Annotated in this window: 20 protein-coding genes; 7 read left to right on the top strand and 13 right to left on the bottom strand. The window is 55.2% G+C overall.

Annotated elements, in window-relative coordinates; genetic code table 11:
• Positions 1 to 20: 20 nt before the first annotated feature.
• Positions 21 to 1,586: an alkyl hydroperoxide reductase subunit F gene (gene ahpF / locus AOY24_RS02970; protein ID WP_044256621.1), complete on the bottom strand. Its 1,566-nt coding sequence runs from the start codon at positions 1,584 to 1,586 to the stop codon at positions 21 to 23.
• Positions 1,587 to 1,829: 243 nt separating this feature from the next.
• On the bottom strand, positions 1,830 to 2,393 hold the full coding sequence (gene ahpC / locus AOY24_RS02965) for an alkyl hydroperoxide reductase subunit C (protein ID WP_004859485.1): 564 nt from the start codon (positions 2,391 to 2,393) through the stop codon (positions 1,830 to 1,832).
• Positions 2,394 to 2,769: 376 nt separating this feature from the next.
• Here ahpC and dsbG point away from each other — a divergent pair, with 376 nt between their 5' ends.
• The 3 genes from dsbG to AOY24_RS02950 all read left to right on the top strand — a co-directional run bounded on the left by dsbG (position 2,770) and on the right by AOY24_RS02950 (position 5,673).
• Complete coding sequence (gene dsbG / locus AOY24_RS02960; protein ID WP_043001450.1) at positions 2,770 to 3,516, top strand: thiol:disulfide interchange protein DsbG; 747 nt, start codon at positions 2,770 to 2,772, stop codon at positions 3,514 to 3,516.
• Positions 3,517 to 3,847: 331 nt separating this feature from the next.
• Positions 3,848 to 5,071, top strand: coding sequence for a phosphoadenosine phosphosulfate reductase (locus AOY24_RS02955; RefSeq protein ID WP_043001451.1), 1,224 nt, complete (start codon positions 3,848 to 3,850; stop codon positions 5,069 to 5,071).
• Positions 5,056 to 5,673: a ParB/RepB/Spo0J family partition protein gene (locus AOY24_RS02950; RefSeq protein WP_043001452.1), complete on the top strand. Its 618-nt coding sequence runs from the start codon at positions 5,056 to 5,058 to the stop codon at positions 5,671 to 5,673. The genes AOY24_RS02955 and AOY24_RS02950 overlap by 16 nt, the downstream gene beginning before the upstream one ends.
• A gap of 48 nt (positions 5,674 to 5,721) precedes the next feature.
• On the opposite strand, the gene AOY24_RS02945 is transcribed toward AOY24_RS02950, so the two are convergent.
• From AOY24_RS02945 to entC, 7 genes are all read right to left on the bottom strand, one after another.
• Positions 5,722 to 5,919, bottom strand: a complete 198-nt coding sequence (locus tag AOY24_RS02945) for a YbdD/YjiX family protein (protein ID WP_043001453.1) — start codon at positions 5,917 to 5,919, stop codon at positions 5,722 to 5,724.
• A gap of 57 nt (positions 5,920 to 5,976) precedes the next feature.
• A complete protein-coding gene (gene cstA / locus AOY24_RS02940) occupies positions 5,977 to 8,082 on the bottom strand; it encodes a pyruvate/proton symporter CstA (protein WP_043001454.1) in 2,106 nt (701 codons plus the stop codon).
• A gap of 185 nt (positions 8,083 to 8,267) precedes the next feature.
• Complete coding sequence (entH, locus tag AOY24_RS02935; protein ID WP_043001455.1) at positions 8,268 to 8,681, bottom strand: proofreading thioesterase EntH; 414 nt, start codon at positions 8,679 to 8,681, stop codon at positions 8,268 to 8,270.
• Positions 8,682 to 8,683: 2 nt separating this feature from the next.
• Positions 8,684 to 9,439 carry a 2,3-dihydro-2,3-dihydroxybenzoate dehydrogenase EntA gene (entA, locus tag AOY24_RS02930; RefSeq protein ID WP_043001456.1) on the bottom strand — a complete coding sequence of 252 codons (756 nt, stop codon included), beginning with the start codon at positions 9,437 to 9,439 and terminating at the stop codon, positions 8,684 to 8,686.
• Positions 9,439 to 10,296, bottom strand: coding sequence for an isochorismatase (locus AOY24_RS02925; protein ID WP_043001457.1), 858 nt, complete (start codon positions 10,294 to 10,296; stop codon positions 9,439 to 9,441). Before AOY24_RS02925 ends, entA begins: the two co-directional genes overlap by 1 nt.
• Before the next feature lie 13 nt (positions 10,297 to 10,309).
• A complete protein-coding gene (gene entE, locus AOY24_RS02920) occupies positions 10,310 to 11,917 on the bottom strand; it encodes a (2,3-dihydroxybenzoyl)adenylate synthase EntE (protein ID WP_054176119.1) in 1,608 nt (535 codons plus the stop codon).
• Positions 11,918 to 11,926: 9 nt separating this feature from the next.
• The gene (gene entC, locus AOY24_RS02915) at positions 11,927 to 13,102 is read right to left on the bottom strand and encodes an isochorismate synthase EntC (RefSeq protein ID WP_054176118.1); all 1,176 of its coding nucleotides are present in this window, start codon (positions 13,100 to 13,102) and stop codon (positions 11,927 to 11,929) included.
• A 184-nt stretch (positions 13,103 to 13,286) separates the two neighbouring features.
• On the opposite strand from entC, the gene fepB reads away from it, so the two are divergent.
• Positions 13,287 to 14,225 carry a Fe2+-enterobactin ABC transporter substrate-binding protein gene (gene fepB / locus AOY24_RS02910; RefSeq protein ID WP_043001460.1) on the top strand — a complete coding sequence of 313 codons (939 nt, stop codon included), beginning with the start codon at positions 13,287 to 13,289 and terminating at the stop codon, positions 14,223 to 14,225.
• Positions 14,226 to 14,274: 49 nt separating this feature from the next.
• On the opposite strand, the gene entS is transcribed toward fepB, so the two are convergent.
• Positions 14,275 to 15,513 carry an enterobactin transporter EntS gene (gene entS / locus AOY24_RS02905; protein WP_054176117.1) on the bottom strand — a complete coding sequence of 413 codons (1,239 nt, stop codon included), beginning with the start codon at positions 15,511 to 15,513 and terminating at the stop codon, positions 14,275 to 14,277.
• Positions 15,514 to 15,624: 111 nt separating this feature from the next.
• Between entS and fepD the strand changes: the two genes are divergently transcribed.
• The 3 genes from fepD to fepC are packed head-to-tail and all read left to right on the top strand — an operon-like array spanning position 15,625 to position 18,409.
• Positions 15,625 to 16,629 carry a Fe(3+)-siderophore ABC transporter permease gene (fepD, locus tag AOY24_RS02900; protein ID WP_044256630.1) on the top strand — a complete coding sequence of 335 codons (1,005 nt, stop codon included), beginning with the start codon at positions 15,625 to 15,627 and terminating at the stop codon, positions 16,627 to 16,629.
• Complete coding sequence (gene fepG, locus AOY24_RS02895; protein ID WP_043001463.1) at positions 16,626 to 17,618, top strand: iron-enterobactin ABC transporter permease; 993 nt, start codon at positions 16,626 to 16,628, stop codon at positions 17,616 to 17,618. The genes fepD and fepG overlap by 4 nt, the downstream gene beginning before the upstream one ends.
• A complete protein-coding gene (gene fepC, locus AOY24_RS02890) occupies positions 17,615 to 18,409 on the top strand; it encodes an iron-enterobactin ABC transporter ATP-binding protein (protein WP_044326710.1) in 795 nt (264 codons plus the stop codon). The genes fepG and fepC overlap by 4 nt, the downstream gene beginning before the upstream one ends.
• Before the next feature lie 37 nt (positions 18,410 to 18,446).
• Here the strand turns inward: fepC and wzz(fepE) are convergent, their stop codons facing one another.
• From wzz(fepE) to AOY24_RS02875, 3 genes are all read right to left on the bottom strand, one after another.
• Positions 18,447 to 19,580, bottom strand: coding sequence for an LPS O-antigen length regulator Wzz(fepE) (gene wzz(fepE), locus AOY24_RS02885; RefSeq protein WP_054176116.1), 1,134 nt, complete (start codon positions 19,578 to 19,580; stop codon positions 18,447 to 18,449).
• 211 nt (positions 19,581 to 19,791) lie between these two features.
• Positions 19,792 to 23,688 (bottom strand): enterobactin non-ribosomal peptide synthetase EntF, encoded by a 3,897-nt coding sequence (entF, locus tag AOY24_RS02880; protein WP_054176115.1) that lies wholly within the window; start codon positions 23,686 to 23,688, stop codon positions 19,792 to 19,794.
• Complete coding sequence (locus tag AOY24_RS02875) at positions 23,685 to 23,903, bottom strand: MbtH family NRPS accessory protein (protein WP_054176114.1); 219 nt, start codon at positions 23,901 to 23,903, stop codon at positions 23,685 to 23,687. The genes entF and AOY24_RS02875 overlap by 4 nt, the downstream gene beginning before the upstream one ends.
• Positions 23,904 to 23,930: the final 27 nt, after the last annotated feature.

The following is a 23,930-nucleotide window of genomic DNA, read 5'->3' as shown; positions in this document are numbered from 1 at the left end:
TGTAGTCTTACTTTCTTTTTTTATGCCGTCTTCGTACGAATCAGGTAATCAAAGGCGCTCAGGGAAGCTTTCGCCCCTTCGCCGGTCGCGATGATAATCTGCTTGTACGGTACGGTGGTGCAGTCGCCCGCCGCAAATACGCCCTTCACACTGGTTTCGCATTTCGCGTCGATGATGATTTCACCCATCCGGTTGCGTTCAATCGCCCCTTCCAGCCAGGTGGTGTTTGGCAACAGGCCAATCTGGACGAAGATCCCCGCCAGTTCAACGTTGTGAACGTCGCCGCTCACACGGTCGCGGTATTCCAGACCAACCACTTTCGTGCCATCGCCTTTCACTTCTGTCGTCTGCGCGTTCAGAATAATATCGACGTTTTTCAGGCTGCGAACTTTGTCCTGCAGTACCTGGTCCGCCTTCATTTCCGGGGCAAATTCCAGCAGGGTCACGTGTTCCACAATCCCTGCGAGATCAATCGCCGCTTCTACGCCGGAGTTACCGCCGCCGATCACCGCCACACGCTTGCCTTTAAACAGCGGACCATCGCAGTGCGGGCAATAGGTGACGCCTTTGGTACGATACTGATCTTCGCCCGGAACGTTCATGTTGCGCCATTTCGCACCGGTAGCAATGATAATGCTGCGCGCTTTCAGTACCGCACCGGAAGCGGTTTCAATCTGATGCAGACCGCCTTCGCTGGCCGCTGGCACCAGTTTGCTGGCGCTCTGGCTGTCGATGACATCCACGTCATAATCATCGACGTGCGCCTTCAGTGCACCAGCCAACTTCTGCCCTTCCGTTTTCGGGACAGAGATGTAGTTTTCGATATCCACAGTATCGAGTACCTGGCCGCCAAAACGCTCACCCATCAGGCCGGTACGAATCCCTTTACGTGCGGAGTAAACCGCTGCGGCTGCACCCGCAGGACCGGAACCGACAATCAGAACATCATAAGCATCACGCTGGCTCAGCTCTTCTGCGGCGCGTTTTTCAGCGCCAGTATCCACTTTCGCCACGATTTCCGTCAGCGTCATCCGACCCTGACCAAACTCTTTCCCGTTAACGTAGACAGCCGGTACGCCCATCACGTTACGCTCAGTGATCTCGTTCTGGAACGTGCCGCCATCAATCGCCGTATGTTTGATACGCGGGTTCAGCACCGCCATCAGGTTCAGTGCCTGTACCACGTCAGGGCAGTTATGGCAGGAGAGTGAGTAATACGTTTCAAATTCAAAATCGCCGTCAATATCGCGGATCTGCTCGAGCAGAGACTGCGCTTCTTTTGACGGGTGTCCACCGGTCCACAACAGCGCCAGAACCAGCGACGTAAATTCGTGTCCCAGCGGAGAACCTGCAAAACGCGGCCCCTGCGTTGAACCCGGATTGGTGATCAGGAAAGAGGGTTTGCGCACCGACAGGCTGTTGTCTTCTTTAAAGGTGACTTTCTCTGACAGTCCAGCGATTTCAGCCAGCAGTTCCTTGATTTCCGCCGATTTAGCGCTGTCATCCAGCGTCGCAATCAGCTCAACAGGTTTCGTCAGTTTCTCAAGATAAGCCTTGAGCTGGGTTTTCATATTTGTGTCGAGCATTGTTCTTCCCTCTCTGAAAACATCATCATGCAAGCTGATTTGGCTGAGTCTGCATTAATACAACTTGCGTCATGGTGCTGAATAAAACGGGCACCCATAAGCACCCGTATGTGAGGTAAATTCCCTGTATTCCTTGTCACAGGAAGGCGGCAATCTTATGAATCCCCGGGAGCTTACATAAGTAAGTGACCGGGATGAATAAGCGCAGCCAACACACCTGTGGCATGAAAAACGCCGGAATTTTTAGATTTTACCGACCAGATCAAGGGATGGAGCCAGCGTCGCTTCGCCTTCTTTCCACTTAGCCGGGCACACTTCGCCTGGGTGAGAAGCAACATACTGAGCGGCTTTGATTTTACGCAGCAGGTCAGAAGCATCACGGCCGATACCTTCAGCGGTAACTTCGATCGCCTGGATGATACCCTGCGGGTCAACAACGAACGTTGCGCGGTCTGCCAGACCTTCGTCTTCACGCATGTTGTCGAAGTTACGGGTCAGGGCGCCAGTCGGGTCGCCGATCATCGCATATTTGATTTTGGCGATGGTGTCGGAGCTGCTGTGCCATGCTTTGTGGGTAAAGTGGGTGTCGGTAGAGACGGAGTAAACGTCTACGCCCAGCTTCTGCAGTTCTTCGTAATGGTCTGCAACGTCACCCAGTTCGGTCGGGCATACGAAGGTAAAGTCAGCCGGATAGAAGAAGAAGACGCTCCAGCGGCCTTCGGTATCTTTCTCGGTCACTTCGATGAATTCACCGTTTTTGAACGCCTGGTTTTTAAAAGGTTTAATTTTGGTATTAATCAAAGACATCTGTACTTCCTCCATGTTTTCGTTGAGAGATAAGTTACCGAAGATTGACTGACAGGGCTAATGCGTTTCCTTTATCAAATCAATAAGCGTTAGCTAACAAACCTCTCAATTCAACGTTGTGAACGTGCTACGACGCAAAGTAAAAAGGGCCACCTTTGCAGGCAGCCCCGTTACCTGAACTACCCGTGGGTAACTTCAGCGCCAGTGAAACTGGCTATGTGTTGCGCTCTACATTACCTTAACAAAGGCTGTAACAGCGAGAATGATTACACCACCCCACTCCTCAAAGGGCAACGTTCCAGCCTGAGGTCTTATCTATGGCTGTGATAGGTTTCCCCACCGTTCTCGCAATCGCTCTGATTTATAAGGATAAATGATGTTAAAACGTACGCTTTTGCTCTCCCTGCTCCCTCTTTTTGCCTGGGCCGAAGACCTGCCTGCGCCCGTTAAAGCGATAGAAAAACAAGGGATTACCATTATAAAGTCGTTCGATGCGCCCGGCGGGATGAAAGGCTATCTTGGTAAATATCAGGATATGGGGGTCACTATCTACCTGACGCCTGATGGCAAGCAGGCCATTTCAGGCTACATGTACAATGAAAAAGGCGAAAACCTGAGCAATCAGTTGATAGAGAAAGAAATCTATGCGCCTGCCGGACGGGAAATGTGGCAGCGCATGGAAAAAGCCGACTGGCTTCTCGATGGCAAAAAAGAGGCTCCGGTGGTGCTGTATGTTTTTGCTGATCCTTTCTGTCCGTACTGCAAACAGTTCTGGCAACAGGCTCGGCCATGGGTGGAGTCCGGCAAAGTCCAATTGCGAACGCTACTCGTCGGCGTCATCAAACCAGAGAGCCCAGCTACCGCTGCTGCCATTCTGGCATCGAACGATCCGGCAAAAACCTGGCATGATTATGAAGCCTCTGGCGGAAAAATGGCGCTCACGGTACCCAAAGCGATTTCTCCGGCACACATGAAAATCCTCAATATGAACCAGAAAATCATGGATGATTTAGGCGCAAACGTCACGCCCGCAATTTATTATATGAATAAAGATAACGTTCTTCAGCAGGTCGTTGGCTTGCCTGAAAAAGCGCAACTGGATGCCATGATGACACATCCATAAGTACTACGGGTAATTATATGCCATTAGATATAATTACCCTGAATATTTCTCATAACATGTTGTAAAAATCACTTCGTCATTTAAGCTTTACTTAAGTAACACTCAAATCAGAAAGAAACATTTCTTTGCAAAAACCCTTTGTTTTTAACCACACCAGCTTGTATAGCAAGCATGTAATATCAATTAAAATATATTCAAAACGGATATATGTAAGATAATTTAATTAATTCATTGAATTTATTTAAGTATTGCACGCTCCCAAAAAAGTCTTATATTATAGAGGGATATCTATTTCAGGCGAATGACTTTAACGTTTAAGGATAAGCGATACATGTCCGTTTATAAAATATCATTAAACCAAAATGTTCTTGAAGCCGCTGAAGAACGCATCACCTGGACTCTCGAAAATCTTCCCCGCGTATGCGTCTCCTTTTCCGGTGGTAAAGATTCTGGCTTGATGTTACATCTGACGGCCAATATTGCCCGTAAGCTACACAAAAAAATCAATGTGTTGTTCATTGACTGGGAAGCGCAATTTTCCTGTACCATTAGCTATATTACCGCGCTGCGCGAAATGTATGCCGATGTCATCGACCATTTCTATTGGGTTGCCCTTCCGCTCACCACCCAAAACTCACTGTCACAGTTTCAGCCTGAATGGCAGTGTTGGGAACCCAATGCCCAGTGGGTTCGTCAACCGCCGCCAGACGCCATCACCGATCCGGGTTATTTTCCCTTCTATCAATCCGGCATGACCTTCGAACAGTTTGTACGTGAATTTGCCGACTGGTTTTCGAATAAACGCCCGGCAGCGATGATGATCGGGATTCGGGCCGATGAATCCTATAACCGTTTTGTGGCAATCGCCAGTTTACGTAAACAGCGTTTTGCCGATGACAAACCCTGGACGACCGCCGCACCAGGCGGACATACCTGGTATATCTATCCATTGTATGACTGGAAAACAGCCGATATCTGGACCTGGTTTGGTCGCACCAATTTGCCCTGTAATCCGCTCTACAACCTGATGTATCAGGCCGGTGTTCCGGCCCGTTACATGCGTATTTGTGAACCATTTGGCCCTGAACAGCGCCAGGGATTATGGCTCTATCATGTTGTTGAACCGGAAAGATGGGCCGCGATGTGCGAGCGCGTGAGTGGCGTCAGGAGCGGCGGGATCTACGCCGGGCAGGATAATCACTTCTATGGCCATCGAAAAATTCTCAAGCCCGATCACTTGAGCTGGCAGGACTACGCCATGCTGTTACTGCTCAGCATGCCCATCTCCACGGCAGAGCATTACCGCAACAAAATCGCCGTCTATTTACAGTGGTACAAAAAAAACGGCCTCGGTGAGATCCCGCAAACGCAGACGGGTGATATCGGTTCAAAAGATATTCCCTCCTGGCGACGCATCTGCAAAGTGTTATTGAACAATGATTACTGGTGTCGGGCGCTCTCTTTCAGCCCAACTAAACCGAAAAGTTACCAGCGTTATAGCGAACGCATGAAAGCGAAACGCAAGGAATGGGGAATTTTATGCAACAACGATTAACTCAGGACCTTCTTAGCTATCTTTCTGGCTTATCTGATGACGAAAGAATTAAAGCCATCAATGAGTTCAGAAAGGCGATTCACAGCGTCAGTCCATTTCGCAACGAGCCGGTTGACTGTGTGCTATGGATAAAAAACGATCGCATTTCGCCTAACGATTACAATCCTAATAACGTCGCACCACCGGAGAAAAAGCTGCTGCTGAAATCCATTGAGGCGGATGGCTTTACCCAACCCATTGTTGCCACCCAATCCAGTCCGGAAGAGTATGAGATCGTCGACGGTTTTCACCGCCATGAACTGGGGAAAAGCAAAGCCTCGCTTAAATCCCGTCTCAAAGGCTATTTACCCATTACTTGTCTGGAAGGGGAGCGGCATGACCGCATGGCAGCAACTATTCGCCATAACCGTGCTCGTGGCCGTCATCAGATCCACGCGATGTCAGAGATCGTACGTGAACTGGCATTACTGGGATGGGAAGACGAAAAAATCGGTAAGGAACTGGGGATGGACGAGGACGAAGTCCTGCGCCTGAAACAGATCAACGGTCTTCAGGAGCTGTTTGCCAGTCGTCGGTTTTCAAAAGCGTGGACGGTGAAATAACCTGATTATGCCGGATGACGTGCTTATCCGGCCCGAAGATCCTTGAGTTCAACAGCAGCGCGCCCCGCCCTTTCCGCCATAGCGCGCATCCTGACGCTCACGGAAAAACTCCTCATAGGTCATAGGCGTCTGATCCGGATGGGTGATCCGCATATGCTCGACATAGTTGTCATAGTCCGGCACGCCAATCATGAGTTTCGCGGCCTGGCCCAGATATTTCCCGGCTTTCGAAAGCGTATCAAACATCATTACCACCTGTCAGAAAATCCCCTCTCCCGATCGGGAGAGGGGCATAATTACACGTTAGTGCGCGCCTTTGGCCTGCGCAACGATCTCTTCCACATTTTCCGGCATCGGCTCATACGGCGTCTCTTTTGCCGTCGGCTTGTCCTCTTTGAGAGCGGCGAGCGCCGTCTTAATGGAGAACAGTGCCAGTACCACGACCACCACCATGAAGAAGATAGTCAGGCCCGCATCCAGACGGTTGTTAAACACCAGTTGCGCCAGTTGCGATTCCGTGTACTGCGGCGGGATATTGCCGCTGTCGATCATCGCCTGGAACTTATTGGCAATCGCCAGGAAGCCCACTTTTGTATCCGGGCTGAAGGATTTCTGCCAGCCCGCCGTCAGGGTACAAATCAGCAACCATGCAGTCGGCACCAACGCCACCCACGCATAACGCTGACGTTTCATCTTGAACAGGACAACCGCGCAGAGCATCAGTGCCATACCTGCCAGCATCTGGTTAGCGATACCAAACAGCGGCCACAGGGTGTTAATGCCGCCTAACGGATCCACCACGCCCTGATGCAGGAAGTAGCCCCACGCCAGCACGCACAGTGCGGTCGCCAGCAGGTTGGCAGGCAATGAGTCCGTACGTTTAAGGCCTGGAGAAACGACACCCAGCAGATCCTGCAACATGAAGCGCGCGGCACGCGTCCCCGCATCGACCGCCGTCAGAATAAACAGCGCTTCGAACAGAATGGCGAAGTGATACCAGAAGGCCACATCCATCATCCCACCCAGCGCGCCGTGCAGGATATAGGCCATGCCCACCGCCAGCGTAGGCGCACCACCCGCACGGGAGATAATCGACTGCTCACCCACCTCGTTAGCAATCTGATGCAGCGTGTCCGGCGTAATCGCAAAGCCCCAACTGCTGACCACCTGAGCGGCAGACGCCACCACATCCGCCGTGCCGGCAGGCGCCAGCACGGCCATTGGGCTGTTCATAGCGAAGTAGACGCCCGGATCGATGATGCAGGCAGAAACCAGCGCCATGATGGCGACAAACGATTCCATCAGCATACCGCCGTAGCCAATGAAGCAAGCCTGACCTTCGTTTGCCAGCATCTTCGGCGTCGTGCCGGAGGAGATCAGCGCGTGGAAACCCGAAACGGCGCCACAGGCGATAGTGATAAACAGGAACGGGAACAGGTTACCTGTCCACACCGGCCCGGTACCATCGACGAATTTAGTCAGCGCAGGCATCGTCAGCGTTGGACGCATGATCAAAATGCCAACCGCCAGACCAACAATGGTCCCGATTTTCAGGAAGGTTGAGAGGTAGTCACGCGGCGCCAGCAGCAGCCACACCGGCAGTACCGCCGCCACGAAGCCGTAACCCACCAGCATCCAGGTTAACTGAACCCCAGTGAAGTCAAAGTACGGCGCCCAGGTAGGACTTTCCGCGACCCAGCCGCCGGAAATAATCGCAAACACGAGGAACACCAGACCGATAACCGACACTTCGCCGATACGACCCGGACGCAGATAGCGCAGATAGATACCCATAAAGATCGCCAGCGGAATCGTAAACGCGACGGTGTAGGTTCCCCACGGACTGTGGGTCAGCGCTTTCACCACGATCATCGCCAACACCGCAAGGATAATCACCATGATCATGAAACAGGCCACCAGCGCAATCACCCCTGCGGTTGGGCCCATCTCTTCTTTGACCAGTTCACCCAGCGAGCGGCCATCGCGACGCGTCGACACGAAGAGCACCATGAAATCCTGTACCGCCCCGGCTAAAACCACGCCAGCCAGCAGCCAAATCATGCCCGGCAAATAGCCCATTTGCGCCGCCAGAACCGGCCCGACTAACGGACCCGCGCCGGCAATCGCCGCAAAATGGTGACCAAACAAGACTTTTTTATCGGTGGGGACGTAGTCGAGCCCGTCGTTATGGCGTACTGCAGGCGTCATCCGCGTCGGGTCAACCGCCAGCACATTTTTGGCGATGTACAGACCGTAAAAACGATAGGCAATAAGATAGACACAGACCGACGCCACGACTATCCACAGTGCGTTGATCTGTTCCCCACGGTTTAGCGCAATATAACCCAGAGCAAAGGCACCCATTACCGAGAGCACTGTCCAGATGAGGTATTTCCCTGATTTATTCATGGTTGTTATCCGTTTGCGTGTTCCAGAGAAGAGAGATGTTACATTTTGTTTCTATAACATCTTTTCTGGTTTTAACAACCTGACAACCCAATAAACCTGAAGTATCACCGACTATTTACATTGCATTGTTAACTGGATCACTCCATTCACCCGTTAACGCTGCAATCACATAACATTAAGCGTGCTCAGCCCAACACTGCGGTTCCCAGTCGGCAAGTACAGCAACGCCGCCCTTGCTCATCAAACACCACGATTTCCCAGCTCTGGCTTTGACGCCCCAGATGCAGCGGCTGGCAGACACCGCGCACCTTACCCTGCGAAACCGCCCGGTGATGAGTGGCATTCAGTTCTGTCCCAACCACGCATTGCCCGTCGCGGGTCATCAGATAACCCGCCATTGAGCCTAACGTTTCGGCCAGCGCCGCTGAGGCTCCGCCGTGCAGTAAACCAAAGGGCTGGTGTGTGCGGGTATCCACCGGCATTTCGGCTTCCAGCACGTCGTCACCAAGTCGGGTATAGATAATACCCAGATGCGCCACCATCGTGTTCTGACTGGTGGCGTTCAGTTCATCAAGCGTGAAATGACGTTTCCAGATCATCGTTACGCTCCCAGCGTAGAGCCGCCGTCCACCACGATGTCCTGCAACGTAATGTGGCTGGCCAGATCGGAGGCAAGGAACAGAATGGTGTTAGCGATCTCCTGCGGTCGGGCAATTTTGCCTAAAGGAATACCGAGCTTAAACTGCTCACCAAAGCCGCGAATGCGCTGCTGTTCCGCATCATCACTGACCCACAGCGTGCGCTGCATGTCAGTATCCGTTGATCCTGGCGACACCAGATTACAGCGCACTCCGCTGCCCGCCAGTTCCAGCCCGACGGTCAGCGCCAGACTTTTCAGCGCCGCCTTCGACGCCCCATAGGCGCTCATGCCTATACGTGGCGTATGCGCGGCGTCTGAAGCCACGGTCACTATCGCCCCACCCCGCTGATGGCGAAACTGCGCCATCGTCTGCTGGAACAGATTAAAAGCACCACCAACGTTAACTGCAAACGTCTGCTGCCAGTCGTGCGGACTCAGCGCGTCGGTCGCGCCCATGCGTAAAATCCCGGCAGCATTCACCAGCACGTCCAGCCGGTCGGTTTGCACCAGCAGGCGCTGACAGACCTCAGCTACCTGTCCGGCATCCGCCACATCCATCACCTCGGTAACAAACGGGTAATTCTGCAAAGTGAACTCACGATCGAAGCCCGTGACCTGTGCTCCGGCCTCAACAAACGCCAGCGCCGTGGCATAACCAATGCCTTTACCTGCGCCGGTGACCCACACCGTTTTGCCGTGATAATCGAATCCAGCCATCAGCGCACCTCGCGAGAGAGTAGCGCCCACCAGGCATCAATGGTCGGGTTTTTCGCCAGCATCACGAAGTCGATATCACCATGCACTTTCCGCCAGCGTGCTGCCAGCGCCATCATCCGTACCGAGTCGAGACCGTAATCGATCAGGTTCTCGTCATCCATCGGTTCATCGGACTCATCGAGCAGCGGTAAAATCAGCGCGCGCAGTTCCTCTTTGCTGGTTGGTACCGGCGCGGGCAACAACTCCTGAGTCATTACGACGCGACCTGAACGTCCCGCAACATACTTCAGCGACATCAGGTGTTCTTCACGGCTAAAGTCGGCCAGCGCGTCCGCTACCATGAACGGCTTGATATCGCGCATAAAAGCGTCCGTCGCGGTGGTCATGCAACCAATGTGTGCATATACCCCGGTGATAATCAGCTGATCGCGACCGGTTTCTTTCAGCATCAGTTCCAGCGGCGAACGGTGAAACGCGCTGTAACGCCATTTCACCAGTACATTATCGGCTTCATCCGGCGCCAGCGCGGCAACCACTTTTTGCTGCTCTGGTGAGCGTGTCAGTCCGGGCCCCCACATGTCGTTAAGCAGGGCACGATCTTCATCGCTCTGATCTTTCGGCTGTGCGGTGTAATAAACCGGAATATTATGGGCTTTACAGTAGTTGCGCAGCGCGGCGATATTGGCGATCACCTGTTCCATCATCGGACAGTTTTCACCCCAGAAGCTGACGAAGTAGTCCTGCATATCGTGGATCAGCAGCGCTGCACGGTCCGGCTCGAACGTCCAGTTGACCTTATTGACCGGAATATCGAGCGCGGTTGGCAGCGCGTAAGCCTGCAGTTTAGGAATTGCCATTGCGTGTTCTCCTTCAGGCCGAACGTGTTGCCAGCCACTGACGTAATTGTTTTTTATCGACTTTACCCACCGGGGTCAAAGGCAGCGACTCAACGGTTTCCACCCGGTCCGGTAACTTGAATTCAGCGACGCCCTGCTCACGCAGAAAGCGGCGCACCTGTACCGCGCGCAGCGGTTCTTTCACCACCAGATACGCGCAGCTTTTCTCCCCCAGCAGCTCGTCTTCCATACTGACCAGCGCCGCATGGATCACCGCCTGATGACGCAGTAACAGGTTTTCGATCTCTTCCGCGGCAATCTTCTCGCCGCCACGGTTGATCTGATCTTTCTCTCGTCCCTGAACGGTGATGTAGCCATCCTCGTCGATGGCGATCAGATCGCCTGAGCAGTAAAAACCGTTGTCGTCAAATGCGCTGGCGTTATGCTGCGGGCTTTTGTAATAACCGCGGAAGGTATAGGGACCACGCGTCATTAGCCGTCCCGTTTCCCCTTGTGGCAGCGGGTTGCCGTCGGCATCTGCCACCCACACTTCATCATCCGGACACATCGGACGCCCCTGGGTATTGATTACCCGCTCCGGGCTGTCGTCGAGACGGGTATAGTTCACTAAACCTTCCGCCATGCCGAAAACCTGCTGCAACTGGCAGCCTATTTCGGCTGGGATCCGCGCCGCCAGGGATGCAGAGAGGCGCGCACCACCAACCTGCAACAGCTTCAGCGAAGCCAGCTGCGCATTGCTGCCCCATTCATTAATCGCCTGTAACCACAGGCTGACCGCTGGCGGCACCAGCGCCGTCGCGTTGATCTGATGTTTTTCAATCAGCGGGAAGCACAGCGTGGCGCTCGGGTCCGCGGCCAGTACGACCGTTCCCCCCGCCAGAAATACGCCCAGCGATCCGGGTGAACTCATGGCGTAGTTATGCGCAGCAGGGATGGCGCATAAAAAACGCGTATCGGCGGTGAAGTGACAGATTTCATTACTACGACGCACGCTGTAGTAATAGTCGTTGTGGGTTCGCGGGATCAGCTTCGGCGTCCCGGTCGTGCCGCCAGAGAGCTGGAAGTACGCCACCTCATCCGCAGGCGATGGCGTAGCAGTAAACGCGTCTGCCGGCTGGTTTATCGCCGCTTGCAGGCAGTGCTCGCCACTGTCATTGAGCAGATGCACCACGCGAATAGAATTATGCTGAGCAATAAACGTATTCAGAAAATCATTGTCGGCAAACAGCGCGTGCTGACGATCGGCAATCAGCAGCGCGGGCTCGATCTGCGTCGTATACGCGGTAAGTTCGGTGCGTTGATGACTGAACAGCGCAAGCACGGGCGCGATGCCAAGCTTCAGCAGCGCAAAGAACGTGATATACAACTCCGCCACGTTGCCCAGTTGTACCAGCGCGGTTTCGCCGGATTTGATCCCCTGACGGCGCAGCGTACAGGCGAGGTTATCCACCGCCTGGTTCAGTTCACGATAGCTCAACTGGCGCTCACCCTCGATGACCGCCGTATGGTCGCTTTCTGCATGGCGGGTCAAAATATCCGTCAGCGGCAGATCCTGCCAGTAGCCTTTTTCGCGGTACCGACGGGCAAATTCGTCAGGCCACCGAGTGAAAGGAATGCTCATCATCGCTCCTTAATGCAATCCAAAAACGTTCAACATGGTGGAAAGTTTGACGCCGGTTTCACGCCATTCCCCCACCGGTGAAGAGGCCGGGACGATCCCTGCGCCTGCAAACAGACGCACCTGGTTTTTCCGTAATGTCGCGCAGCGGATGGTCACTACCCACTCTCCGTTGCCTTCGGCGTCACACCAGCCGACGATGCCACCAAACAGTTCGCGATCAAACGGCTCCAGTTCGGCAATCAGTTGTTTTGCCACCCGATGCGGGAAACCGCTCAACGCCGGCGTCGGGTGCAGCAGACAAGCCAGCGTTAGGGCGTTTTCTCCGGCATTGGCTGTGCCTTCAAACGGCGTGCCGAGGTGCCAGAGCGTGGGCGTGGTGATAAGCTGCGGTGAAGACGGTAGTTGTAGATCCTGACAGCGATCGCGCAGTACGGTTTTCATCGCCTGCGTAACCAGCTCATGTTCATGGCGATCTTTTTCAGAGGCCAGCAGGCGGTTTCCGGCTTCGCGATCCAGCACGTCATCAGGCTGACGACGCGCGGAGCCCGCCAGCGGCAGCGAGCTGAAGCGATCGCCTTCTTTGCGCAGCAACAATTCCGGGCTCGCGCCGAGCAAAATGCCGCCATCGCGCAGTGGGACATGGAAGTTGTAACTAACAGGATTTTGCGCCACCAGACGTTCCAGCAGCGCGCCGCTGTTGATCTCAGCGTCGGTGGTGATGTCAATCAGTCGTGACAGCACCACTTTGTCGACTTCAGGCGTCGCTGTCAGCGCAGCGGCGCGCGCGACCATCGCTTCGAACGTCTCCTGCTCGGGAATCGCGTTACGCGCCGTGACGTTGAGTGTTTGATGATCGGTAAAGTAACGTGATGATCGCTGCTTTTCCTGACGAGAAAAGGTCTGCCAGCTCTGAGGAATAAACAGCGACGATGGCTGTCGAGTATCGAACGGAATCGCCCCCACCATAACCGGGTTTGCGATACCCTGCGCTTTGGCATCGGTGAACAGTGCGTGTAATTTTTGTTGGAAGGGGCTGTCTGGCGAATCACCGTTAATGGCGGGTTCATCGAAGCGGGCGAAGCATCCTGACGTCGTGAAACTCCGATACGGCGACATAAAGAAAAAACGCTGGGGTGCAAGTGTTGCCATGGTCTGCTGAACTTCCTCGGCCAAAGACGTATCCATATCATCCTCCAAAAATGATAAAGGTTTTAATAATGATTATCATTTATATTTTCGGGCGCTAACCTAAAAGCAAACAGGCGACATGTCAACTCTTGAGGTAGCACAAAGTGCGGCTAATGCTTGCATCCCTTACGCTTAATAATGAAAATGAGAAGCATTAATAACTCAGCACAGGAACTGATTTGTGAGACTGCCTTCCCTGCTCGTTACGCTCTTCGTTTTCGGATTCTCCTCAGCTCATGCGGCGGACTGGCCGCGTCAGGTGACCGACATTCGCGGCAACCATACGCTGGAACACAAACCTGAACGCATCGTCTCTACCAGCGTCACGCTGACCGGTTCATTACTGGCGATTGATGCACCGGTGGTCGCCAGCGGGGCGACAACCCCCAATAACCGCGTGGCTGACGATCAGGGTTTCTTACGTCAGTGGGGCGACGTGGCAAAAGCACGCAAGTTGACGCGCCTGTATATTGGTGAACCGAACGCCGAAGCGGTGGCAGCACAAATGCCCGATCTCATTCTGATTAGCGCGACCGGCGGCGACTCCGCCCTGGCGCTGTACGATCAGCTCTCGCCTATTGCCCCGACGCTTATCATCAATTACGACGATAAAAGCTGGCAGTCGCTGCTGACGCAGTTGGGCGAGATTACCGGCCAGGAGAAACAGGCCTCCGCACGTATTGCCGAATTTGATAAGCAGCTAACCATCGTTAAGCAGCAGTTGACGTTGCCGCCACAACCGGTGAGCGCGCTGGTCTACACCGCCGCCGCCCACAGAGCCAATCTGTGGACGCCAGAGTCTGCGCAGGGAAAAATGCTGGAGCAACTCGGCTTTACGCTGGCAACGTTGCCTGGCGGGCTGCAGCCCAGCCAAAGCCAGGGGAAACGTCACGATATCATTCAGCTTGGCGGTGAAAATCTGGCGGCCGGACTGAACGGCGAGGCGCTGTTCCTGTTTGCCGGTGACGAGAAAGATGAGCAGGCGATCTACGCCAACCCACTGCTGGCACACCTGCCTGCAGTACAGAACAAGCGCGTCTATGCCCTGGGCACCGAGTCTTTCCGTCTGGATTATTACAGCGCGATGCAGGTGTTAAACCGTCTCGCCACACTGTTTTAATTGTCATTGCCGGATGGCGGCGATAACGCGTTATCCGGCCAGTCTCACACTAAGCGGGTTCCGGCGGCGTCTGCCGGAATCGACGTAATTCACTGAGTAACAGCAGCAGTAGTAGTCCCACAATCACCAGACCAAAGCCGCTAACGCTCGCCGAAGCCACCGGTGTCATGATCGCTCCCAGACCGCCTAATAACGCCGCACCAATGGCGTCCCCGGTGACGTTTTGCGCCGTCCACAACCCGTTGATGCGCCCTAACATATTTTCCGGCGTCTGCGTTTGCAGCATCGTGTACTGTAACAGCGAACTGATGGCGCTCAGCCAACCAAACAGTGCGAGACACACCACGCCTAACGCCCAGACAGGCATCAGGGCAAACAGGCCAATGGCCAGAAACGACCCGATGGTCGTGGCCAGCATAATTAACCCCGGACGCAGGCTGTGCGCCAGTTTCCCGCTGGTGAGCGCGCCAACCGCCGCCCCAAGTGGGATGGCGGCGTACAACATGCCAATCTGCGCCGCTGACATCTGCCAGCTAATCGCCAGTGCCGGATAGAGTACGCGCACAGCGCTTGCCATCGTCATCAAGCCGCCGAGCAGCGCAATACCGCCGACAAGCGGACTGGCAAGCAGGAAGCGAAACGCCGCGAGTAGCGATTTCAGCGGATGTTCACGCGGTTGTGGCGGTGGCGGCAGTGCCGGAAGACTCAATAGCGGCAGTAAGGTGATAAAGGTACCTGCCGCCGCCAGACCGAAGTTCCAGGCCACACCGCCGGTGGCGAGCAACAGCCCACCCAGCATGGGCGAAATCACCGAGCCCAGACGCACGGTCAGCATGGTAATCGCCCCTGCCTGCATCAGGTTTTCACGCCCCACCAGCGCAGGCGTCGCCGCCAGCAATGCCGTCACGCCCAGCGAGGCAAAAAAGCCGTCCCACAGACCCAGCAGATAAATGGCAATCAACGAAGGCTCCGGCAGCATGGCGTTCAGGCATAAACCGATGAAGCCAATACCGCAGGTACCGCGCGCAAGCAGGATCACTTTTTTACGTTCATAGCGATCGGCGAGGACGCCACCGACCATCAGCCCGACAAACATCGCGCTGCCGGTCAGCGTTACCGAAAGCCCCACCTGCCAGGTGGAATGCGTCATCATCTGGATCTGTACGGGTACCGCGACGCCGAGCAGTCCGAGCGAAACAATAGAGATAAAACGGGCCAGGAAGACCGCGCGAAATGCCGGGTGTGTCTTCAGCAAACTGAGGTTCAGCAGCCAGGATTGTCGATTCATTACAACGCCTTAATGCGATCTTTTTTTCATTATCCATTCAATGGCTGCACATGCTAACATAATCAAATAAGATCGATAACGATAATTACTATCATTATCAGGGAAGTTGATATGTCATGTTCTGTTTCCGTGACGCGTGCCCTTGCCGTGCCCGGATTGTTGTTATTACTGGTTATTGCCACGGCATTAAGTCTGACCATCGGTGCAAAATCCTTACCCGTCTCCGTGGTGATGGAAGCGCTCACCGGCACCTGTCAAAGTGCCGATTGCACTATCGTGCTGGACGCCCGCCTGCCGCGAACGCTCGCAGGATTGCTGGCCGGAGGCGCGCTGGGACTCGCCGGGGCGTTAATGCAAACGCTCACCCGCAATCCGCTGGCCGATCCTGGGCTGCTTGGCGTCAATGCCGGAGCCAGTTTTGCCATCGTGCTGGGGGCAGCGCTGTTCGGCTTTTCCACACCGCAGGAACAACTGGTGATGGCCTTTATCGGCGCGCTGGTGGCGTCACTGATTGTGGCGTTTACGGGCAGTCAGGGTGGCGGTCAGTTGAGCCCGGTACGTCTGACGCTGGCGGGCGTCGCGCTCGCCGCGGTTCTGGAAGGTCTCACCAGCGGTATTTCCCTGCTGAATCCTGACGTCTACGATCAGCTTCGTTACTGGCAGGCCGGTTCACTGGATATCCGCAATCTGCAAACCCTCAAGGTGGTTATTCTGCCGGTGCTGATAGCCGGTACCACTGCGCTGATGCTCAGTCGGGCATTGAACAGCCTGAGTCTGGGAAGTGATACCGCCACCGCGCTTGGTAGCAAAGTCGCGCGTACGCAACTGATTGGTCTGTTAGCCATCACCGTCCTGTGCGGGAGCGCCACGGCGATTGTTGGGCCGATTGCGTTTATCGGCCTGATGATGCCGCATATGTCGCGCTGGCTGGTTGGTGCCGACCACCGTTGGTCGCTCCCGGTGACGCTTATCGCCACGCCTGTTCTGTTGCTTTTTGCCGATATCATTGGCCGCCTGATTGTTCCCGGCGAGCTGCGCGTGTCAGTCGTGAGCGCCTTTATTGGCGCTCCGGTGCTGATCTTTCTGGTTCGTCGTCGTCCGCGAGGTGCCGCATGATGTACGTATCCCGTCGTCTGCTGATCGCGTGCCTGCTGCTGACGGTTGGCTGCCTGAGCTTCGCACTCTGGGGTCTGCGCAGTGGCGCAGTGACACTGGAAACCTCGCAAATTATTGCTGCTTTTACCGGCGATGCGCCGCGCAGCCTGACGATGATAGTGACCGAGTGGCGCTTGCCACGCGTGTTGATGGCGCTACTGATTGGCGCGGCACTCGGCGTCAGTGGAGCAATTTTTCAGTCCCTGATGCGTAACCCGCTCGGCAGCCCTGACGTGATGGGCTTTAACACCGGCGCCTGGAGCGGCGTACTGATCGCGATGGTGCTGTTTGGCCAGCATCTGACGGCTATCGCACTGGCGGCAATGGCTGGCGGGATCCTGACGTCACTGGTGGTCTGGCTGCTGGCCTGGCGCAACGGTATTGAAACCTTCCGCCTGATCATTATCGGCATCGGCATTCGTGCCATGCTGTTTGCGTTTAACACCTGGCTGTTGTTGAAAGCTTCGCTGGACACGGCACTGGCTGCCGGATTGTGGAATGCCGGATCGCTTAACGGTTTGACCTGGGCGAAAACCTGGCCCTCCGCGCCGATCATTATTCTCATGCTGGCAGGCGCTGCACTGCTGGTACGGCGCATGCGTCTGCTGGAAATGGGGGATGACAGCGCATGCGCGTTGGGAGTCAGCGTAGAGCGCTCGCGGCTCGCCATGATGCTGGTCGCCGTGGTGTTAACCGCAGCCGCCACTGCGCTGGCCGGACCGATTTCCTTTATTGCGCTGGTTGCCCCACATATTGCCCGTCGCCTGAGCGGCACCGCACGTTGGGGATTAACCCAGGCCGCGCTCTGCGGCGCACTGTTACTGCTGGCAGCCGATTTGTGCGCACAGCAACTGTTTATGCCTTATCAGCTTCCGGTGGGTGTCGTCACCGTGAGTATCGGCGGTATTTACCTTATCGCCTTGTTAATTCAGGAGTCCCGCAAAAAATGACCGAATCAGTAGCCCGTTTGCGTGGCGACCAGTTAACGCTGGGTTATGGAAAGTTCACCGTTGCCGAAGACCTCAACGTCACTATTCCCGATGGTCATTTCACGGCCATAATCGGACCCAATGGCTGCGGGAAATCGACGCTGTTGCGGACTCTCAGTCGGCTGATGACCCCGGCAAACGGTCACGTCTGGCTGGACGGCGAGCCGATTCAGCGCTATCCCAGCAAAGAGGTCGCTCGCCGCATCGGATTGCTGGCGCAAAATGCCACGACGCCGGGCGATATCACCGTGCAGGAACTGGTGGCGCGTGGGCGCTATCCGCATCAGCCGCTGTTTACCCGTTGGCGCAAAGAAGATGAAGATGCCGTGACGCAGGCCATGCGCGCCACTGGTATTACGCATCTGGCCGGGCAAAGTGTGGATACGCTATCCGGTGGTCAGCGTCAGCGCGCGTGGATAGCGATGGTTCTGGCGCAGGAAACGTCAATCATGCTGCTCGATGAACCAACCACCTGGCTGGATATCAGTCATCAGATTGATTTGCTGGAATTACTGAGCGAACTGAATCGCGAGAAAGGCTACACCCTCGCCGCCGTGCTGCATGACCTCAACCAGGCCTGTCGCTATGCCACTCATTTGATCGCGCTGCGTGAAGGAAAAATTGTCGCAGAGGGCGCGCCGAAGGAAATTGTCACCGCAGAATTAATTGAGAAAATCTATGGGCTGCGTTGCATGATTATCGACGACCCGGTTGTGGGCACACCGTTGGTGGTGCCACTGGGCCGCCGTTAACCGCTGACCGGAAGGCGCAGAACCTTCCGGTCGGCAATCAGACCAGACGTTCGTTGATCGTGGCGTCATCCCGTTTACGCGATACCATTGCGTGCTGGAGAAGTACGCCACCGCAGGCCACAATCCCTCCCAACAGTGCCGCCAGCACGACCACGATCATTCTACCCGGCCCCTGTTTTTTCACCGGTAATGAAGGCTTAAGCTGATATTTGAACGGCGAAAATTTCACGTCCTGAACATTGACGGACTCCAGTTGTTCAACATAATACTGCCGGTTTTTTAGCTCCGCATTCAGTTCAGCCACATCCGTGACTGATTTTTCAATCTCCAGCTTTCGCTGGATCCCATCAGCGCCCAGAGAAATAGAAAAATCAGGATCGTCTTTCACCGCCTGGCCATTACTGTAAACCGGCTTTTTAATTCCGGCGGCATTTGCAATCTCCAGAGAATAATTGAGTCGTTGAATATTGGTATCCAGCTGATTTTTAAGTTTGACGCGCTCCAGAGCCAGACGCTCTTTCTCAAAGCGGGTTTTAACCTCCAGCTGATTGCGAATATTTTCCAGCGAGTCCTTCACGACTATCTCAGAAATAAACTGGATATAGCCCGCCAGGACCTGTTGCGCTTCTTCTTTGGCTGGAGCCGTAAAACTCAGCACCCATGACGTATACAGTGCTGTTTCATTTTTCTTTCCGACATTGCTGTCTACCGCACTCATCTTTTCGCTCAGCGCGACAATGGCCCGATGCAGATCCAGTTCATCGATTTTCGCCCCTTTTAACTGCTCCATCACATACGGTGACGAGCGTAAATATTGCTCCAGCAGTGAAGTTGACTGAAATTTCTTGATGAAGAGATTGAAGGTACTGTTACGATCCACATTGACATCGACATCCAGAACCCGTAATCCCGTCAGCGTTCTTTGCAGATCCTGCCACTGAATTGACTCAGCTGGCGTCACCACCGCTTCGCTGGTCCAGCGTTGTGGCAAAAAGAAAGTGACAAATAACCCGACGCACGCAAACGCGAGCGTGCACACGATAATGCGTTTTTTAGCCTGCCATAAAATATCAATCAGATTTACTGAATCGATTTCATTATGCTGAGTGTGAGGCAACGGAAAATCAGTAAGTTCCGTATTTTTACCCTGCTGAATATTAAGTGACGGCATACTAAATGTCCCGCTACATGTTCCATGACTATATTCCCTATCAACAGCGTAACAAACACTCTGACCATTCCGAAATGTTAATTCTATAATGAGGCTAATTTCGGAATTTAACCTCTGGAGATAATATTCCGAATGCAATAAACTAATATTATAAATAACCCCCGTGTCCATGAACCGTCGTCACGGGGGAAATAGTTAATCAAAACATTAATCAGCGATGTGCATATTTATTACAGCATGCGGCAATGATCGGACCAATATTTTCAAAGGCTGACGGAGAGATAATCTCCACATGCGCGCAGTCCTGGCGATACACATCCAGTTCCGCGATCCACGGCGCCCAACTACGCTCCGGACTTACGCCTTCCGGCAGGGTGCGCTCAGCAACAAACAACGTCGCGCGCCCATCAAAGGGAACGCTGTGCGCGCTGGTCAGTAAGCGAACCGCATCAGCGTAGTTCCCTTCAATAGTGCTAAACAATTCGCCAGAGGCGTTCCCCTGCTGCGCGGCCAGAAAGGCTTCCCGCTCGCGATCAATCTCCGCCAGCACTTCCGGATCGAGTCCATTGGCCTCTTTCTCTGACCAGTTTTGCGTTTCCGGCGGCCAGGTATCCAGCAGCCCGAGGAAGGCGACGGTTTCCCCCCGCATCCGCAGACGTGCGGCAATGCCGTGTGCCAGCGTGCCACCGAGAGAATAGCCCAACAGGTAATACGGGCCATGCGGTTGTTGTTCAAGGAGCGTCGCCAGATGGTGTTCGCAGACCGCGTCCAGATCGGCTGCCGTCTGCATCGGCCCTTGCGGACGCGGCGACTGAATACCGGTAATGGCCCATTGCGGACTGAGATAGCGCGACAGTACGCTAAACTGCCAGGCAAACCCTGATGCCGGATGGAAACAAAATAGCGTTGGGCCGTCGCTTTTGCGTAACGGTAGCAGCGTTTCAAACCCCAGACGCTGTGCCTCTGCGTCATCGTCTGTATCCAGCAGCGCCGCCAGTTGCGCGACCGTCGAGGCCACCATGACCTGCCCCGGCGTCACCTGACGGGAGAAAGTCCGACTCAATTGCGCCGCCAGCTTCATGGCCAGTAGCGAATGGCCGCCCAGCGCAAAGAAATCGGCCTCAACGTCATTGACGTCACAGTCCAGCAGCTCACTGAATGCCTTCGCCACCGTTGTTTCACTGCCTGGCTGCGGGGCTCTTCCTTTGGTTCGTGACGTTAATTCCGGCATCGGTAGCGCTTTACGATCCAGCTTACCGTTGGCGCTGAGCGGCAGTTGCGCCAGCTGCAACAGCACCACTGGCACCATATGCGGCGGGAGTTTTTCCCGCAGCTGTGCCTGGAGCGAGGGGATATCAAGCGGAAGCCCTGACTGCGAGACCAGATACCCCACCAACTGGCGGGCATCGCCCCCTGTTGCCGCCGCCTGATTAAAGACGCAGGCGTGAACCACCGCCTGTTCAACATCAGGCAATGCCTGCATCACACGATCGATCTCGCCCAGTTCGATACGCTGACCGCGGATCTTGAGCTGATCGTCACTGCGTCCCAGATACTCAACAGCACCATTATCCAGCCAGCGCGCAACGTCTCCGGTACGGTACATCCGCTCTCCCGGCGCAAATGGATCGGCGATAAAGCGACTTGCCGTGAGGTCCGGTCGGCCAAGATAGCCCTGCGCGAGCTGGATGCCGGTCAGATAGAGATCGCCCGCCACGCCAACAGGAACCGGATGCATCATCGCGTCGAGGATACGCAACCCGGTATTCCATACCGGGAAACCAATCGGTACGCTGCTACCAGTAACATTTGCCAGTTCATCCCCCCAGGCCGGATACCAGCTGACATCAACTGCTGCCTCCGTTGGACCATACAAATTATGTAACGGCGCATGCGTCAGCCGTGCCCATTCGCGGCATAAATCAGCAGGTAAGGCTTCTCCGCTGCAAAAGACATGCTGTAACGTTGCGCAACTTTCACCGGCGCTCTCAGGCGTCAGCGACGCGACGAATGCCGCCAGCATCGACGGCACAAAGTGGGTCGTCGTCACCCCGTAATGGGCAAAGAAGCGCTGCATGGCCAACGGATCGCGATGCGCTTCCGGTTCCGCCATCACCAGCTTCGCCCCGGCGATAAACGGCCAGAAGAATTCCCACACCGAGACGTCAAAGCTGCACGGCGTTTTTTGCGCCACCACATCCTTCGCCGTCAGCCCATACTGGTTTTGCATCCACAGCAGACGGTTAACAATGGCGGTTTGCCCGACCATCACCCCTTTCGGTCTGCCCGTTGAACCAGAAGTAAAAATGATGTACGCCGTATGCTGCGGTTGCGATAACCCCAGCGGCGCGCTATCGCCTGCCGACAGCGGTTCGCTATAGCAGAGGCTTTCCAGCCCCGGAATATCGCTAAAGCGTGGTAACTGTTCCACTGTGGTGATCAGCAGTTTCGGCTGCGCGTCTTCCAGCATCATTCGCAGACGATCGTCCGGATAACCGGTGTCTAATGGCAGCCATGCCGCACCAGCTTCAACAATTCCGTGCAGCGCCAGCGTCAGAAATACAGAGCGCGGTAAGGCCACCGCGACGCTGTCGCCCGGCTGCACGCCGTGTTCACGCAGCACACCGGCGAGCGCCACCACCTGCTCGCGCATTTCGCGGTAGCTGAAATCATAGCGGGCATCCGCCAGCGCGGGCGCGTCCGGCGTTCTGCTCGCCTGTTCCGCCACCAGCGCACTGAGCGTCGTGGACGGGATCTCAACCGCCGTGGCGTTGATCTGCGCCATCTGCTGATATTCAGCTGGAAGCAGCAGATCGGCATCACCACAGCACAGGGCTGGGTTAGCGGCAAATTGTTCGATCAGCGCCATCAGACGCAGCGCATGCTGTTTGAGCGTTGCTTCATCATAACGTTGTTGGTTGGCGAGAAGCTCAATGCTCAGCCCGCCGCCTTCATCCGGGAACAGTGCCAGTTCAAGATCGTTAACCGGTCCCGTCGCCAGCGTATGAGTTTGCGCCGTGACGCCCGGGATCTCCAGTTGATAATCGAAGACTTTGACGTTAAGCACCGGGCCAAACAGCGGCTCTTCTCCGGCCGCCCGGCCGCTGTCACGGACGATTTGCTCCGCATCATAGCGCTGATGACGGCGCATTTTCTTAAGCTGGGCGGACAGTCGTTTTGCCAGTTCTGGCAGTTTTTCTGCGGCATCAATACGCACGCCCAGCGGTAACACGTTGAGCACGGGGCCGGTGGCGGTCAGCGCCGCCGATCCCATGCGACGCATAAAGATAAAGCCTGCCGCGTATTCCATCCGGCTGCACAGCCGTCCCAGCCAGAGGGCCACCAGCGCCAGCGCCAGATCGGTTCGCTGCACGTCTGGCAGTTGCGCCGCCAGGTGGCGAAACGCGCCTTCCGCAGCGTTAAACTTCATGCGGTAAATGTCAGACGTCGCCGCCCGTCCCGGAAACGGTGCGGGTGAAAGCGACGCTGGCGGCGGAAGCTGTTTACGTTGCTCGGCCCAGAACGCACCGTCCCGTTGCCAGGCCTCACTCTGACGATACTGCTGATACTCTTCCACCACCCCGGCAAACGGCGTGAAGGGTGAGTCAGGTGTCGCGTCACCCCGAAGCCATGCGCTGTAAATCGCAGCTATCTGGCGGGTAATTGCCGGGAAACTGAAACCATCGACCAGTAAATGATGATAGCGCTGATACCAGTACCACTGGTCGTCACCAACCTGGATCAACTGATGATGCACCAGCGGCTTGCCGCCATCGACGCGCAGATTTTGCTGCAGATCGGCCTGCATCAGCGCCAGCGCGGCGTCATGCGGGTTCGCCGCGGTGCGGAGATCGCAAATCTGCGGTTCAGCAAACGTAAAGGCGTCATCAACCCATTGCCAGACGTCGCCGTTATCCTCAGTAAAACGCATCCGTAAGGTATCGGCCTGCTGTAGACCGGTGACGACTGCGCGCGCCAGTCGTTGCGCATCCAGTTCACCGGTTAACGCCACATAATGTGCGACGCTCCAGGCGGAAGGTAATGTGGAGAGTTTTTCGGCCATCCAGATGCCGGGCTGTGCGGCGACAAGCGGTAAACGACGGCTCATTGCGCCTCCTGCGAAACGACATAATAACCGGGAATTAACGTGGTCCAGTGACGCGCCAGCCACTGCTGGCAGGCTTCCTGAGACTGCGGTTCGCATACCACCTGCCAGCCAGCAGGTAATGCGCAATGCTGCGGCCAGAGGCTAAACTGCTGCTGCGAATTTTGCAGAATGTAGAACTGTCCCTGCGGATTATCGAAGGGATTACTGAATTCCATACTCAACTCCTGTCGTGGAAAATCGCT

It is taken from the genome of Citrobacter sp. CtB7.12 (genome assembly GCF_001297795.1).
Taxonomy (GTDB): domain Bacteria; phylum Pseudomonadota; class Gammaproteobacteria; order Enterobacterales; family Enterobacteriaceae; genus Citrobacter_A; species Citrobacter_A amalonaticus.
Note: the sequence above shows the minus strand (reverse complement) of the source record. Positions and strands in the feature narration are given on the sequence as shown.

Excerpts from the sequence above, each read along its gene's own strand:
- entF (WP_054176115.1), bottom strand. The coding sequence starts at position 23,688 with ATGAGCCGTCGTTTACCGCTTGTCGCCGCACAGCCCGGCATCTGGATG.
- cstA (WP_043001454.1), bottom strand. The coding sequence starts at position 8,082 with ATGAATAAATCAGGGAAATACCTCATCTGGACAGTGCTCTCGGTAATG.
- fepG (WP_043001463.1), top strand. The coding sequence starts at position 16,626 with ATGATGTACGTATCCCGTCGTCTGCTGATCGCGTGCCTGCTGCTGACG.
- entS (WP_054176117.1), bottom strand. The coding sequence starts at position 15,513 with ATGAATCGACAATCCTGGCTGCTGAACCTCAGTTTGCTGAAGACACAC.
- dsbG (WP_043001450.1), top strand. The coding sequence starts at position 2,770 with ATGTTAAAACGTACGCTTTTGCTCTCCCTGCTCCCTCTTTTTGCCTGG.
- entH (WP_043001455.1), bottom strand. The coding sequence starts at position 8,681 with ATGATCTGGAAACGTCATTTCACGCTTGATGAACTGAACGCCACCAGT.
- entE (WP_054176119.1), bottom strand. The coding sequence starts at position 11,917 with ATGAGCATTCCTTTCACTCGGTGGCCTGACGAATTTGCCCGTCGGTAC.
- AOY24_RS02945 (WP_043001453.1), bottom strand. The coding sequence starts at position 5,919 with ATGTTTGATACGCTTTCGAAAGCCGGGAAATATCTGGGCCAGGCCGCG.
- AOY24_RS02950 (WP_043001452.1), top strand. The coding sequence starts at position 5,056 with ATGCAACAACGATTAACTCAGGACCTTCTTAGCTATCTTTCTGGCTTA.
- AOY24_RS02925 (WP_043001457.1), bottom strand. The coding sequence starts at position 10,296 with ATGGCAATTCCTAAACTGCAGGCTTACGCGCTGCCAACCGCGCTCGAT.
- fepC (WP_044326710.1), top strand. The coding sequence starts at position 17,615 with ATGACCGAATCAGTAGCCCGTTTGCGTGGCGACCAGTTAACGCTGGGT.
- ahpF (WP_044256621.1), bottom strand. The coding sequence starts at position 1,586 with ATGCTCGACACAAATATGAAAACCCAGCTCAAGGCTTATCTTGAGAAA.
- AOY24_RS02955 (WP_043001451.1), top strand. The coding sequence starts at position 3,848 with ATGTCCGTTTATAAAATATCATTAAACCAAAATGTTCTTGAAGCCGCT.
- entC (WP_054176118.1), bottom strand. The coding sequence starts at position 13,102 with ATGGATACGTCTTTGGCCGAGGAAGTTCAGCAGACCATGGCAACACTT.
- fepD (WP_044256630.1), top strand. The coding sequence starts at position 15,625 with ATGTCATGTTCTGTTTCCGTGACGCGTGCCCTTGCCGTGCCCGGATTG.
- entA (WP_043001456.1), bottom strand. The coding sequence starts at position 9,439 with ATGGCTGGATTCGATTATCACGGCAAAACGGTGTGGGTCACCGGCGCA.
- AOY24_RS02875 (WP_054176114.1), bottom strand. The coding sequence starts at position 23,903 with ATGGAATTCAGTAATCCCTTCGATAATCCGCAGGGACAGTTCTACATT.
- ahpC (WP_004859485.1), bottom strand. The coding sequence starts at position 2,393 with ATGTCTTTGATTAATACCAAAATTAAACCTTTTAAAAACCAGGCGTTC.